Below are 12,487 nucleotides of genomic sequence, written 5' to 3' on the forward strand. Positions count from 1 at the left end.
ATGCGGCGCGCCATCCGCTGTGTCGGAGCGTGAAACATGTGTATCAACGGACACTCTCACAGCACGGATGCGTCGCGCCACTGGCTGCCGTATCAGCCCCCGTCGGAACTTCGGCCTCCGTCTCCCGTGCCGCCCCCCGACAACTGTCTTGCCGCGCAGGCGATGGCACTGGACCTGAGCGTCGCCCGGCAAGCGCCCGTCTCGGACTTCGCGCTGACGCAAACGACGCCGAACGCGCATCCTGACTGGCAGCCCGGCAGGCCGGTGCCGCACTTGTCGCCCCCGAACGTGTCGACGTTGCGTGCACATGCGTTGTCAGCCAAGGCAGCGACCCAAAGCGTGTCGAGTCAACACATCCACCGTCCCAACGCGGGACACTTCAAGATCCGAATCGCCAGACAACTTCGCCTGCAGCACCCGTGGTACGACGAAGCGGCGATCGCGCAGGCGTCGGGGGCCTCGCTGTCGCAGATCAGACACGACCGCATCGGGCCGATACCGCAGGCGATCGCCTGCATTCTTAACGACTTGCCGCGGGAAAAGGGCGAGTTCACCCCTGCTTACCGACGCCGAATCCTTCAGGCATACCCATCGCTATCCACTCGGGAACGTACGTACGTCCAGCATTCGAGCCTGCGATGCAGAATTCCGCGCATCGGAAGCGACAACCAATATGGCCCGTTGCTCGATATCGCCCGAAGCCGCCCCCCGCACCGGGGGGAAAGCACCATGGCGTACGCACGTCGCCTTCACGCGCTGTACCCCGCCCTTTCGACGAACGCCCTCGCCAGACTGTCGGGCGCCAGACTGGACGTTCTGCGTACGGATACGGACTTCGTGGAATTGCCCGCGAAGTTGAAGGAGATTCTCGCGCTCGCCCCCGCCGAGCGTTTCACGACCAAGACGCAACATGCCATTTACCTGTTGCGATGGCCCGAGCTCACGGCGAAGGACATCGCCCTGCTGTCTCGCATGAAGCCATCGAACGTGAACGTCTATGTCATGCCGCATCGGCATCGGCTTTACGCCAGCCTGGTCTCGCCGTCCCGTCCCGGCGACGTCAAAAAACGACCAGCCGATCCACCAGTTGCGCCATCCGCGAATTCGACGCCGCCCACGATTGCACGGTCGACGACCGCCCGTCGAAGTACACCGTATTGATAACGGCCCCGTTCTGACTGAGCGTGAGCGTGGCGTACGCCAGATACTCGCTTGGCGAGTTTCCCCAAAGCGAATTGCGCCACGCGCGCCGCACCGTGTAATTGAGGACGACACAGCCCGTTGGCCAGGTGCCAGGGCTGTAGATCGTGCTGACGATGCCATACGCCCGCAGCCGACCCTGAATCGCGGGTAACAGATCGGAAATGCCGTCCGGCGAGAGTTCGATGCACATGCCGCGCGAGAGCAGTTCGGGCGCAGCCGGCTGCGTGGGCGGCGCCACCGACGGCAACTGATCGGAGAGTACTACGCCGGTGGACACCATCGTGGCCGCCACCTGCGCCGCGATCACAGGTGCGGGCGTCGCAAAGAAACAACCGCCCAGACTCATGCTGGCCGTCGCTGCCAGCGCCAGCACCGTCGCGAGGCGCTTCATCAGAAGGGCGACACGTCGAGCAGAATCGATTGCAACCAACCGCCGCTGGCGCCGCTGGCGACCTGGCCGTCGTCCACACGCGCGACCCTGGCCTGTCCGACCTTGCTCGAGGCCACCACGTTGGCCGGAGAAATATCGAATTTATTCACCACGCCGGTGAAGCGGAACGTCTCCATGTTGCGTCCCTGCATGACCTGCTTTTCACCGCCCACCACATAGGCGCCGTTGGGCAACACCTCCACGATGGCCACAGCGATGGTGCCGGTCAGCGCCGAGCTCGACGTATTGCTGCCATTTCCCTTGAAACTGCTGGCCTGCTGACCGATGTTGAACCACCGCTCCAGCACCGAATCGGCCCCGTCGGCCTTGGCGCTCTTGGCCGTCGCGCTCGCATTGCGCGTGGTATCGCTCTGCGATTTGCTCGCGCCGGTCGAATTCTCGGACACGGCGATCGTCAGCAGGTCGCCGACACGGTGCGCCACCGGCGTCTCGAACCAGTTCGTCGCCGTCGTCGGCTGATAGATGGATCCTGCGGTCTGCACGTTCGCCACGCGCGGCATCGGCATCACGGCCATGGGCGTTGTCGTCACCTGGGCACTGGAACACCCGCCCAGCGCGCCGCCCGTCATGGTGAGCACCGCAAACATTGCCGCCCGCGCCGGTGCGCGCCGCAGAACACGCGCAGCCATGTGCGCCAGCATCGAGAGTTTCGACATGGTGAGGCGCCCCCGCGCCGTTCCCGGATACCGCATCCGGATGTCTTTCGAGAATGAGAGAAACGATGGGCGGCGATACCGCCCGAAAACACGACGACGACGGCGCGGCTACCGCCCTCGAGAGGCATAGTAAGAAGCGCCGGTGGAGCCACTGCGCACAAATAGAGGAAAATTTGTGGAGGCCCGACGCGCCGCCCGCCGAAGCTGAGAGAATGGCGCGCCGACCCGGGCCAGGCCGCCTTCGCGCCAGACTGGGTCGAGTCATTTCGCTCGCGTGGCTTTGTCCCCGTCGAGCCGGTTCTCCCATCCATTGAGTCGGACGCACGCAACGCATGAACTCAGGCATCGCCCGCAAGCTGTTCCTCGCGATCTTCGCGACGGGTCTCGTCACGATGGCGGCCACCACGGTCGTCGTGCGCGCGGCCGTGAGCGGGCATGACTGGCTGCGTGGCGACAACCTGATGTATCTGGCGATCCTCGGCGTCGCGTTGCTGGGCGCCATCGCGTTGCGCGTCGCGCAGCGCCTGCTCGTGCCCGTCACCCCCTTGCTCGACGCCACGCACCGCATGGCCACGGGCGACTACAGCGTACGCGTGCCCACCGCCGGCGCCGACGAGCTTGCCCGGCTGGCCGTCGACCTGAACCGGCTGGCCGACACGCTGGCGCAAAACGACCGCTTGCGTCGCAACCTGCTCGCCGACATCTCGCACGAGCTGCGCACGCCGCTCTCGATCCTGCGGGGTGAAATCGAAGCGATGGAGGACGGCGTGCGACCGCTCACGCAGGACGCGCTCGCCTCGCTGCGCGTGGAAATCTCCCAGCTATCGAAGCTGATCGACGATCTGTACGAGTTGTCGCTCTCGGATGTGGGCGCGCTTACCTACGAATTTGCGCCGGTCGACATGACCGAACGTGTGGCGACCTCCGTGAGCGCGTTTCGCGACTGGTTCGACGCGAAGGGCATTTCGCTGAACGTCCATCTGCCTGACGAGACGCTCGTCGTCGACGGCGACCTGCACCGTCTCACCCAACTGATCGGCAACCTGCTTGAGAATTCGTTGCGCTACACCGACGGCGGTGGCGCGGTTAGCGTTTATCTGTCGGCAACTGACGCGCATTTGCGTCTCGAAATCGAAGACTCCGAGCCCGGCGTGCCGAACGACGCGCTGCCCCGCCTGTTCGAGCGACTCTTCCGTGTGGAGGCCTCGCGCAGTCGGCGCAGCGGCGGCGCCGGCCTTGGACTGGCGCTGTGCAAACACATCGTGGAAGCGCACGGCGGCCAGATCGTCGCGCGGCATTCGCCGCTGGGGGGGCTGGCGCTGTCGATCACGCTGCCGCGTCAGAACGAGGCCGCCCTCATCTCCCCTTCATCGGTCTGTGCACTGAGCGCGGCCACCGCGTGCTTCGGCACGCAAACCCTGACGACCCTGAGTTGAGCTCACCCGCCATGCACACGCATTCGTCGACATCCTCGCAGAGCATTTCGTCCACACTTGCGCTTCCCTCTTCTCCGGCGGGCGTCGCGGCGCCGCCCACTGCGGCAACGCTCGCCGACAGCGCCCCGATCCTGATCGTCGAAGACGAACCGAAGCTCGCGGCATTGCTCGCCGAGTACCTTCGTGTGGCCGGCATGCCCTGTCGGATTCTGACGGACGGACGGGACGTGCTGCCCGCCGTGCGCGTCACCGAGCCACGACTGGTGCTGCTCGATCTGATGTTGCCGGGTATGGACGGCCTGGAGGTGTGCCGCGCAGTGCGCGAGGTCTCCGAGGTGCCCATCGTGATGCTCACCGCCCGCGCGGCCGAGACCGACCGCCTGCTGGGGCTCGAACTGGGCGCCGACGACTATATCTGCAAGCCTTTCAGCCCGCGGGAAGTTGTGGCGCGCGTCAAGGCCATTCTGCGTCGGGTGCGGGGCAACGCCGTGCTGGCCGGCGCCGCCGCGAGCAGCACCGCGCCGCAAACGCCGGCGCTCGTCATCGACGCCGTGCGCCATCACGCCCGACTCGACGGACACGAACTGCCCCTTACCCCGGTCGAATTACGCCTGCTCGCCACGCTGGCGAGCCATCCCGACAAGACCTTTCCACGCGCCCACCTGCTCGATCGCATGTACGACGACCATCGCGTGGTCGCGGACCGCACCGTCGACAGCCACATCAAGAATCTTCGTCGCAAGTTGCAGGCGATCCGCCCGGACGAAGAAATCGTGCGCTCGATCTACGGCGTGGGGTACCGGCTCGAATTGCGCACGGACCGTGCGGGTGCGCTCGCGACGCGACGTGACGTCGCGGCTATCGACAACCCGGGCGCGGCGATGCCAGAATAGGCGCACCCGCGCCAAAGCGGGATCCATTGAGGAGAATGTCGATGCCACGCCGCACCGCCACGCTGTCCCCGATGTTCCTGTGTTCCGAGCCATCGAAACCTGCCGGCGCAACCTCCGGCGCCACGCCCGCTTTACTTGGCAGTCCCGAGTTTGACGGCAAACCAACCGCTCGGCGGTCCCTGCACGCGCGGTGGAAAATCGCCGCCGCCACCGCCTTGCTCGGCGCCAGCGGTTTTGCGTTCGCACAAACGCCCGTATGCTTCGACAGCGTCGGTCGCGCACTGCCCGCCGAGCAATGCTCCCAGGCCGCACGCGATCAGGCCGCAGCGCAGTCGGCGACCGCCGCAGCTGCCGAACCCAATCGTCGCGAGCATTGCCGCGCACTTGCCGACAAGATCGCCAACACGCCGGACAAGCCGGTGTACACCCGCGATCAACGGGTGGACTCGCCCGCAGGCAATCGCGTCGACATTCCTACACGCACGAACCCGCGCAAAGCGCTCAAAGAGCAATACATGCGCGAGTGCACGTAGGCGGGCGCCTACAAGTTAGCGAAAGTTAGCAGCACGTTAGCGGAACTTATCGCGCGATTTTCTTGACAATACCGGCAGAGACCGCATAATCGACGTCACGCCGATGCATTGCCATCCATGCTCGAAAAGCTCGAAAGAGGCTCGATCATGAAAGCGGATGGCACGCGACGCTCTCTGGCCGGTCACCCGCATCCACGCGGATTGCGGTAAAGGTTCGAAAGGTGTCACCGGCATCCGACGGATGCCAAAACGACCGTCCTCATCATCCGCTTCATTGCCGTTGGGCTTCGCTCCGTCAGGAGCATCCTCATCGGTCTGACGTTTTATCCGCATCCACGCCGTCACGCTCTGCGCGCGGCACACGCTTTCCGGAGGGAGAAAATGCAAAAACGCGAATTCCTGATGAAATCTTCCGTCGCGCTCGCCGCCGCCGCATTTGCGCTGGCCGGTTGCACGACCACCACGCCGTCGCAAGCCGACAAGAGCGACAGCTCCGCCGGCGCCAACACCAACAAGCGTCGCGAAATCGATTCCGCCGTGAGCGGTGCGCTCGACAAGATGTACGCGTCCGTGAAGGGTTCGCGCGAGCTGGTCAACAAGGCGCATGGCGTACTGGTGTTCCCGTCCGTGCTGCAAGCCGGCTTCGTCGTGGGTGGCGAATACGGCGAAGGCGCGCTGCGTGTCGGCGGCGCCACCAAGGGTTACTACAACACCGTGACCGCCTCGTTCGGCCTGCAAATCGGCGCCCAGTCGAAGGCCGTCATCTTCCTGTTCATGACACAAGACGCCCTCGACAAATTCCAGCGCACGGACGGCTGGACGGCAGGTGCCGACGCCTCGGTGGCCGTGGTCAAGATCGGCGCGAACGGTGCGGTCGATCTGAACACCGCCACCTCGCCGGTGGAGGTGATCGTGATGACCAACGCCGGTCTCATGGCCAACCTGAACATCGAAGGCACGAAGGTCACGAAGCTCAAGATCTGACGTACTGACGTTTGACGACTGACCACCCGGGTCGTCTCCAAAGGAAAAAGCGGCGCCACCCTTCACAGGGGGCGCCGCTTTGTCGATGCCGGCGGCAAAGCGATCCGACGCGCTTACTCGTTCGAGAAGGCGGCCGGACGCCACTTCAGCAAACGCTTCTCGAGCGAGGTGAGCAGCCAATCCGCACCCAGCGCCACGACCGCCAGCACGATCATGGCCGCGAACACGCCGCTCGCGTTGAACGCCCCCTGCGCCGTCGAGATCAGCAACCCGATGCCCTGCTTCGACCCGAGGAATTCGCCGACGACCGCACCCACGAGCGCGAAGCCGAAGCTCACGTGCAGACTCGCGAGAATCCACGACAACGCCGACGGAATCACGACCGACATCGTCACCTGACGGCGCGACGCCCCCAGAATCTGCGCATTCGCGATCATGTAGCGATCGGCTTCGCGCACGCCCTGGAAGGCGTTAGCGAACACCACGAAGAACACCATCACGACGGCCAGCGCGACTTTCGACGCCATGCCCAGACCGAACGCGATCACGAAGATCGAGCCGAGCACCACACGCGGAATCGAGTTGGCGATCTGAATGTAGAGACTGAAAACATCGGAAAGCAACTTGTTGCGCCCGAGCACGATGCCGCAGATCACGCCGGCCACGCCGCCGATGAGAAAGCCCAGCACCGTCTCTTCGAGCGTGACGAGCACCTGCGTCCACAGCGGTCCCTGCGACGTGCCTTCGACACACCAGTCGTAGATCTGCTGCACGATCAGCGTCGGCTGCGAGAAGAAGAAGGGATCGATCCAGCCCAGGCGCGCGGCCAATTCCCAGCCGCCCAGCCCGAGCACCAGAATCGCCACGCGCAGAAACACCACCAGCGCGCGACGTTGTTTGATACGGCGTTGCGCCGCCGCTTCCTCACGGGCGAGATCGGCGTCGCCGATGCCCGCCATTGCTGCCACCACAGCTTGTTCGCTCATGTCCATGACTCCTTGTTCGTCCTTGCTCAGCCGATCTTCACTTCTTCACGCAGGTCCGCCCAGATTTCGCGGGAGATGTCGATGAAGCGCTGTTCGTAGCGAATCTCGGACATCACGCGCGGACGCGGCAGATCGATCGTGTACGTGTTCTTCAATGTGGCCGGGCGCGCAGTGAGCACGAACACCCGGTCGGCCAGCGCGATCGCTTCTTCCAGATCGTGGGTGACGAACACCACCGAGCCGGAGGTCGACGACCACAGTTGCAGCAGTTCGTCCTGCATCAGCGTGCGCGTTTGCATGTCGAGCGCGGAGAACGGTTCGTCCATCAACAGGATTTCGGGGTTGTTGATGAACGTCTGCGCCAGCGCCACGCGTTTGCGCATGCCGCCGGAGAGTTGGTGCGGATAGTGGCTGCCGAACTTGTCGAGCCCCACGCGGCGAATCCATTCGTCCGCCAGCGCATAGGCGGCGTCTTTCGACTGGCCACGGAACAGCGGCCCGGCGGCCACGTTCTCGCGCACACTGCGCCACGGGAAGACGGCGTCGTTCTGAAAGACGAAGCCGATGCGCGGGTCGATGCCGTTCACGGGCTGGCCCATCACCCGCACGCTGCCAGCGGTCGGGCGCAGCAAGCCGGTAATCATCGAGAGCGTGGTCGACTTGCCGCAACCCGTCGGTCCGACGATGGCGACGAACTCGCCGCGCGCCACCGACATGCTGAAGTTGCGCAGCGCGACGGTGGCTTTGCCGTCCGGCGAGATGAAGCGGCACGACACATTGTCGAACTCGATGGCAGGCGTATCGCGGGACACGGCGCTTGCTGCGCGTGCCGGTGCCGTGGGGGTAAGGGTCTGGGTCATGCCCGGCTCCTGGTAGCGTCGGAACGGTTGTTACGGTTGCTTTTGGCTGAGCGCCCCCACACACCGGACTTTCGTCAGGGGCGCTCGGCATTGCATCGAAAAGCGGAAATGGGCCGCGCGTCGTCGGGACCGTGCGGCGGGACTGCAGGGTCTACGGGTGCACGCGTCATCGGCAGCGCGCCCCCGACCCGGCTTACTTCACCTGATCGACGAACTCGTTGGTGTACGTCTTCGACAGGTCGATGTGCTTGCCCTTGACGTTCGGATTGAACGCGGAGAGGACCTTGAGCACCGTTTCCGGCCCGCCCTTCGGCATGCGGCCATCCGGCGAATACATCGGCAGCGAATTCTGCAGGGCCTGTACGTACAGCGCCTTGTTGTTGCCGTAGTAGTCCTTCGGCATCTTCTCGGTAATCTCGGCTGCCGAGTGCGTGTTGATGTACTTGAGCGTCTTCACGAACGCGCGGGCCAGCTTGGCGGCTTCGGGCTTGTGCTTGTCCAGCCAAGCGCGCTGCACGTACAGGCTCGACGCCGGGTACGCGCCGCCCAATGCGGCGACTGTGCCTTCCATCGTGCGCATGTCCACGAGCACGGCGGCGTCGCCGGTCTTGATGAGCTGCGAGGCGGTCGGCTCGGTCGTCATGCCGGCATCGATACGGTTCTGCTTGATGGCGGCGATGAAGGTGTTGTCGGCGCCGACCGGCAGCACCGAGTAGTCGGACGACTTCAGGCCGTGCTTGGCCGCGAGGTACTGCGTAAGAAAGTTCGTGGACGAGCCGAGACCGGTCACGCCAAGGGTCTTGCCCTTGACGTCGGCCATGCTCTTGATGGTGTCCTTGCTCTTGGCGTTAACCAGTTCCACTTCACCCGGCACCTGTCCGAAGATGACGATCGCCTGGATTTCCTTGCCCTTGCTCTGCAAGTCGATGGAGTGATCGTAGAAGCCGACCACGGCCTGAACGGCGCCGGCGAGCAATTCGTTTTCGGCGTCGACGCCAGCGGGCTGCGACAGCAACTCGACGTTCAGCCCCTCTTCCTTGAAGTAGCCGAGCTGCTCGGCCAGCTTGGCCGGCAGATAGATCATCTTGGTGATGCCGCCCACCATGATCGTGACCTTGCCGCTGTCGGCGGCGAACCCGGGGGCCGCAGCCAACGCCAGCGACGCGCCGAGGACGGCCGCCAGAATGGGTTTCACGAAGGCTTTCGGCGCACGCACGCCAGGGCTTGCTCGCATTGTGGTGTCTCCATCGTTTTTAGGGATAATGGCCCGGGCCGCCCGAATCGTCGGTCGGCGCCAGCCGGCCTGGCGTGGACTCGATGCGTCTCACGCGGCCACGGCAGCGGTCCTGCGATGCGTTCGCCCTGCCTTGCCGCAAATTGTAGAAAACCGAAGCTTTCATCAAGCTTTCGCCATATGCAGGTTTTCGGCGGCGCCTCATGGGTGTTTACCCGCTGTTGGCTCGCCGTCGTTCCCCGGGCACACTCGCGTCGCATTCTGCTTTCCTGTCATGAAACTGCTGCTCATCGAAGACAACGAGACGCTGGCCCACTGGCTCGCCCGCATGCTGCGCGACGACAACTTCACTGTCGATGCCGCGCGCGACGGCGACGCCGCCGACCGTCTGCTGCAAACGGAAACGTACGACGTCGTGCTGCTCGACCTGATGCTGCCCAAGCTCGGCGGCAAACACGTGCTGCGACGGCTGCGCGAGCGGCGCAACAACGTGCCCGTCATCATTCTCACGGCCAGTGGCTCGGTCGACGAGAAGGTCGATTGCCTTGGGGCCGGGGCCGACGATTACCTCGTAAAGCCCTTCGAAGTGCGCGAGCTGATCGCCCGCGTGAAAGCGCTCGCACGCCGCCACGCACCGGAGCAAAGCGCCGATCTGGTGTGCGCCGATTTGACATATCACTCCGGCACGCGCCAGTTCACCATTGGGGGCGCGCCGCTCGCGCTGCCTTCGCGCGAGCATGCCGTGCTCGAAATTCTCATGCGCAAGCAGGGCAAGACCGTCGCCAAGAGCGCGCTCGTCGATGGCGTCTTCGGTCTCGATGACGAGCCCAGCGCGGACGCCATCGAGATCTACATCCATCGTCTTCGCAAGAAACTCGAGACCAGCCGCGCGGCGATCATGACCCTGCGCGGGCTCGGCTATTTGCTGCGCGAAAAAGATGCTTAGAATCTCTAACAAAATGAGTTTACGGGGGCTGTTAACTCAAAGTGATTTTTGTTAACCTTTGCGCAGTCATCGCTGCGCAAAGGACATGGCCAAACCAATACTCGACGACGAACTGTGGGCAATCATCCAGCCACTGCTGCCGCCACCGAAGCCTCGGCGCGCCCGCTATCCCGGGCGCAAGCCGCTGGACGATCGTGCCGTGCTCACGGGCATCCTGTTCGTTCTGCAATCCGGCATCCCTTGGGAAATGCTGCCGCAGGAAATGGGCTGCGGCTCAGGCATGAGTTGCTGGCGACGGCTACATGCCTGGCAGAAGGCTGGCGTCTGGGATCGTCTGCACGAGGTACTTCTGGCCAAGCTCCGTGCGGCCGATCGCATCGACTGGTCTCGTGTAGTCGTCGATTCCTCTTCTATCCGGGCAGTGGGGTCGGGTCAAAAACAGGACCTAACCCCACAGATCGCGCGCGACCAGGTTCAAAGCACCACGTCCTGACCGACGCCCAAGGCATTCCACTGTCGCTGATACTCACGGGCGCCAACCGCAACGACATTACCCAACTGCTGCCACTGATCGAGGCGATTCCTCCGATTCGAGGCAAGCGCGGTCGCCCCTTGTCTAAACCGCACATCGTTCAGGGTGATCGCGGCTACGACCACGACAAGTACCGCAAGCCCCTGCACGCCGTCGGCATCGCCACCGAGATTGCTCGCCGCGGCGAGCCTCACGGCAGCGGTCTTGGCAAGACGCGTTGGGTTGTCGAGCGAACCATCGCGTGGCTGCACAACTTCAAGCGATTGCGAGTCCGCTTCGAGCGCCTCGCAATCATTCACGAAGCCTTCCTGAAAATGGCTGGTTGCATCATCTGCTGGCGCCATCTCAGGAAATCATTTTGTTAGAGCTTCTTAGCCTGCGCGTGCGGCTGCTGATGTGGCTGATGCTGCCGCTCTCGCTGTACATCGGCGCGAGCGGCTGGCTGTCCTATCGCAGCGCGCACGACACGGCAGAACTCGTGCAGGACCGCGCGCTGCTCACGTCCGCTCAGGTGATTGCGGGCGAACTGACCTGGGTCGACGGCACGCTGCGCGCGAGTGTGCCGCCCTCGGCGCTGGAGTTGTTCGCGTCCCCCGCGCGCGACCGGGTGTTCTATCAGGTCATCACGGAAGACGGCCGGCTGCTCGCCGGGCCACCCGACTTTCCGCATCCGCCGCTGTTTCCTCAGACGGTGCCCACCTATTCGAACGTCACCGTGAACGGCGAGCCGCTGCGCGCGATCAGCTTCGTGCGCACGATGTACGACTCCGGCGTGCCGCACCGGGTGGCGGTCGTGGTGGCCGAGACGATGCATGCGCGCGACGACATGCTGGCGAAGTTGTGGGAGCCGTCGCTGCACCGCCAGATCGCAATGGCCGCATTGGCCGCCGTACTGGTGCTCATCGGCCTGACGGTCGAGCTCCACCCGCTCATCCGGCTCAAGGACGAGGTCGCCGGACGCGCGCCGCAGGAACTGGTGCCGATTCGTGCCGGGCAGTTGCAAACGGAACTGCGCCCCATCGTCGATGCGATCAACCTGTGCATTCAGCGGCTCTCGGCGCAAGCGCAGCAACAGCGCCGCTTCGTGGCCGACGCCGCACACCAGTTGCGCACGCCGCTCACGTTGCTCGATACGCAGTTGCAGTTCGCCGCTCAGCTCGACGACCGTGCGGCCCTTGCCGATGTGCTCGCCGCGATGCAGACCAGCAGTCGGGGGCTCGCGGACCTGACCAACAAGTTGTTGCTGCTCTCTCAGGCAGAGGCCGCGGACACCCCGGCCTTCTCGCGAACGCGTGTGGATCTGGTGAGCGTGGCAGCCGGCGTCCTGGAAGAACTCGTGGCGCTGGCGCAGCGACGCGACATCGACCTGGGGCTGGAGACCGCCGAAGCGCATGTGTGGGTCGCGGGCAACGGCGAACTGTTTCATGCGATGGTCATGAATCTTGTCGACAATGCGATCCGCTACATCCATGAGGGTGGACGCGTGACGGTCGCGATCGACTGTCCCGACGGCACTGCCCGCCTGCGCGTCATCGACGACGGGCCCGGCATTCAGGCCGAGGCGCGTCAGCGCGTGTTCGAGCGCTTCTATCGCAATGCGCCGCCAGGGCAGCCCGGCACCGGTCTGGGCCTGGCCATCGTCAGGGAGATCGCGACGGCCAGCCATGGGTCGGTGACGCTCGCGCCCGGCGACGACGGTCGAGGCCTGATCGTCACTGTCACGCTCCCTGTCGATTTGGAGACCGAAAGCAACGCCCTATGAGTCGCGTCAAG

Annotated in this window: 14 protein-coding genes; 8 read left to right on the forward strand and 6 right to left on the reverse strand. The window is 64.5% G+C overall.

Annotated features, from left to right (window positions below):
- The first annotated feature begins 36 nt into the window (after nt 1–36).
- Nucleotides 37–1,161 carry a hypothetical protein gene (locus UC34_RS25540; RefSeq protein WP_157123285.1) on the forward strand — a complete coding sequence of 375 codons (1,125 nt, stop codon included), beginning with the start codon at nt 37–39 and terminating at the stop codon, nt 1,159–1,161.
- Here the strand turns inward: UC34_RS25540 and UC34_RS23810 are convergent.
- Both UC34_RS23810 and UC34_RS23815 read right to left on the reverse strand, forming a co-directional pair.
- Nucleotides 1,061–1,594, reverse strand: coding sequence for a hypothetical protein (locus UC34_RS23810; protein ID WP_052811216.1), 534 nt, complete (start codon nt 1,592–1,594; stop codon nt 1,061–1,063). The two genes, UC34_RS25540 and UC34_RS23810, sit on opposite strands and share 101 nt — an antisense overlap.
- Nucleotides 1,594–2,310: a flagellar basal body L-ring protein FlgH gene (locus UC34_RS23815; RefSeq protein ID WP_167370681.1), complete on the reverse strand. Its 717-nt coding sequence runs from the start codon at nt 2,308–2,310 to the stop codon at nt 1,594–1,596. Before UC34_RS23815 ends, UC34_RS23810 begins: the two co-directional genes overlap by 1 nt.
- A 332-nt stretch (nt 2,311–2,642) precedes the next feature.
- Between UC34_RS23815 and UC34_RS23820 the strand changes: the two genes are divergently transcribed.
- From UC34_RS23820 to UC34_RS25545, 3 genes are read left to right on the forward strand one after another with little or no spacing between them, the layout of a single operon-like run.
- Nucleotides 2,643–3,746 (forward strand): ATP-binding protein, encoded by a 1,104-nt coding sequence (locus tag UC34_RS23820; RefSeq protein WP_052811219.1) that lies wholly within the window; start codon nt 2,643–2,645, stop codon nt 3,744–3,746.
- Nucleotides 3,747–3,757: 11 nt separating this feature from the next.
- Nucleotides 3,758–4,639, forward strand: a complete 882-nt coding sequence (locus UC34_RS23825; RefSeq protein ID WP_052811221.1) for a response regulator — start codon at nt 3,758–3,760, stop codon at nt 4,637–4,639.
- 41 nt (nt 4,640–4,680) lie between these two features.
- Nucleotides 4,681–5,172 carry a hypothetical protein gene (locus UC34_RS25545; RefSeq protein WP_157123286.1) on the forward strand — a complete coding sequence of 164 codons (492 nt, stop codon included), beginning with the start codon at nt 4,681–4,683 and terminating at the stop codon, nt 5,170–5,172.
- Between the two features lie 36 nt (nt 5,173–5,208).
- Here UC34_RS25545 and UC34_RS25550 read toward each other — a convergent pair whose 3' ends face one another.
- Nucleotides 5,209–5,559: a hypothetical protein gene (locus tag UC34_RS25550; RefSeq protein WP_157123287.1), complete on the reverse strand. Its 351-nt coding sequence runs from the start codon at nt 5,557–5,559 to the stop codon at nt 5,209–5,211.
- On the opposite strand from UC34_RS25550, the gene UC34_RS23835 reads away from it, so the two are divergent.
- The gene (locus tag UC34_RS23835) at nt 5,554–6,156 is read left to right on the forward strand and encodes a BPSL1445 family SYLF domain-containing lipoprotein (RefSeq protein WP_044457445.1); all 603 of its coding nucleotides are present in this window, start codon (nt 5,554–5,556) and stop codon (nt 6,154–6,156) included. The genes UC34_RS25550 and UC34_RS23835 overlap by 6 nt on opposite strands.
- Before the next feature lie 113 nt (nt 6,157–6,269).
- On the opposite strand, the gene UC34_RS23840 is transcribed toward UC34_RS23835, so the two are convergent.
- From UC34_RS23840 to UC34_RS23850, 3 genes are all read right to left on the reverse strand, one after another.
- Complete coding sequence (locus tag UC34_RS23840) at nt 6,270–7,115, reverse strand: ABC transporter permease (protein ID WP_157123384.1); 846 nt, start codon at nt 7,113–7,115, stop codon at nt 6,270–6,272.
- A 53-nt stretch (nt 7,116–7,168) separates the two neighbouring features.
- Complete coding sequence (locus tag UC34_RS23845) at nt 7,169–8,002, reverse strand: ABC transporter ATP-binding protein (RefSeq protein ID WP_044457447.1); 834 nt, start codon at nt 8,000–8,002, stop codon at nt 7,169–7,171.
- Nucleotides 8,003–8,195: 193 nt separating this feature from the next.
- Nucleotides 8,196–9,236 (reverse strand): ABC transporter substrate-binding protein, encoded by a 1,041-nt coding sequence (locus UC34_RS23850; RefSeq protein ID WP_418303917.1) that lies wholly within the window; start codon nt 9,234–9,236, stop codon nt 8,196–8,198.
- 274 nt (nt 9,237–9,510) lie between these two features.
- Here UC34_RS23850 and UC34_RS23855 point away from each other — a divergent pair, with 274 nt between their 5' ends.
- The 3 genes from UC34_RS23855 (at nt 9,511) to UC34_RS23865 (ending at nt 12,476) form a co-directional block, all read left to right on the forward strand.
- On the forward strand, nt 9,511–10,182 hold the full coding sequence (locus tag UC34_RS23855) for a response regulator transcription factor (RefSeq protein ID WP_044457448.1): 672 nt from the start codon (nt 9,511–9,513) through the stop codon (nt 10,180–10,182).
- Between the two features lie 85 nt (nt 10,183–10,267).
- A protein-coding gene (locus tag UC34_RS23860; protein WP_157122994.1) for an IS5 family transposase occupies nt 10,268–11,079 on the forward strand; the annotation gives its coding sequence in 2 pieces (ribosomal slippage) (nt 10,268–10,616 and nt 10,616–11,079; 813 coding nt in all).
- 29 nt (nt 11,080–11,108) lie between these two features.
- Nucleotides 11,109–12,476 (forward strand): sensor histidine kinase, encoded by a 1,368-nt coding sequence (locus UC34_RS23865; protein WP_044458618.1) that lies wholly within the window; start codon nt 11,109–11,111, stop codon nt 12,474–12,476.
- Nucleotides 12,477–12,487 lie beyond the last annotated feature (11 nt).

The organism is Pandoraea vervacti (assembly GCF_000934605.2).
Taxonomy (GTDB): domain Bacteria; phylum Pseudomonadota; class Gammaproteobacteria; order Burkholderiales; family Burkholderiaceae; genus Pandoraea; species Pandoraea vervacti.

Bases quoted from the DNA above. Each gene is read 5' to 3' on its own strand.
- UC34_RS25540 (WP_157123285.1), top strand. From the start codon at position 37: ATGTGTATCAACGGACACTCTCACAGCACGGATGCGTCGCGCCACTGG.
- UC34_RS23810 (WP_052811216.1), bottom strand. From the start codon at position 1,594: ATGAAGCGCCTCGCGACGGTGCTGGCGCTGGCAGCGACGGCCAGCATG.
- UC34_RS23815 (WP_167370681.1), bottom strand. From the start codon at position 2,310: ATGTCGAAACTCTCGATGCTGGCGCACATGGCTGCGCGTGTTCTGCGG.
- UC34_RS23820 (WP_052811219.1), top strand. From the start codon at position 2,643: ATGAACTCAGGCATCGCCCGCAAGCTGTTCCTCGCGATCTTCGCGACG.
- UC34_RS23825 (WP_052811221.1), top strand. From the start codon at position 3,758: ATGCACACGCATTCGTCGACATCCTCGCAGAGCATTTCGTCCACACTT.
- UC34_RS25545 (WP_157123286.1), top strand. From the start codon at position 4,681: ATGCCACGCCGCACCGCCACGCTGTCCCCGATGTTCCTGTGTTCCGAG.
- UC34_RS23835 (WP_044457445.1), top strand. From the start codon at position 5,554: ATGCAAAAACGCGAATTCCTGATGAAATCTTCCGTCGCGCTCGCCGCC.
- UC34_RS23840 (WP_157123384.1), bottom strand. From the start codon at position 7,115: ATGGCGGGCATCGGCGACGCCGATCTCGCCCGTGAGGAAGCGGCGGCG.
- UC34_RS23845 (WP_044457447.1), bottom strand. From the start codon at position 8,002: ATGACCCAGACCCTTACCCCCACGGCACCGGCACGCGCAGCAAGCGCC.
- UC34_RS23850 (WP_418303917.1), bottom strand. From the start codon at position 9,236: ATGCGAGCAAGCCCTGGCGTGCGTGCGCCGAAAGCCTTCGTGAAACCC.
- UC34_RS23855 (WP_044457448.1), top strand. From the start codon at position 9,511: ATGAAACTGCTGCTCATCGAAGACAACGAGACGCTGGCCCACTGGCTC.
- UC34_RS23865 (WP_044458618.1), top strand. From the start codon at position 11,109: ATGTGGCTGATGCTGCCGCTCTCGCTGTACATCGGCGCGAGCGGCTGG.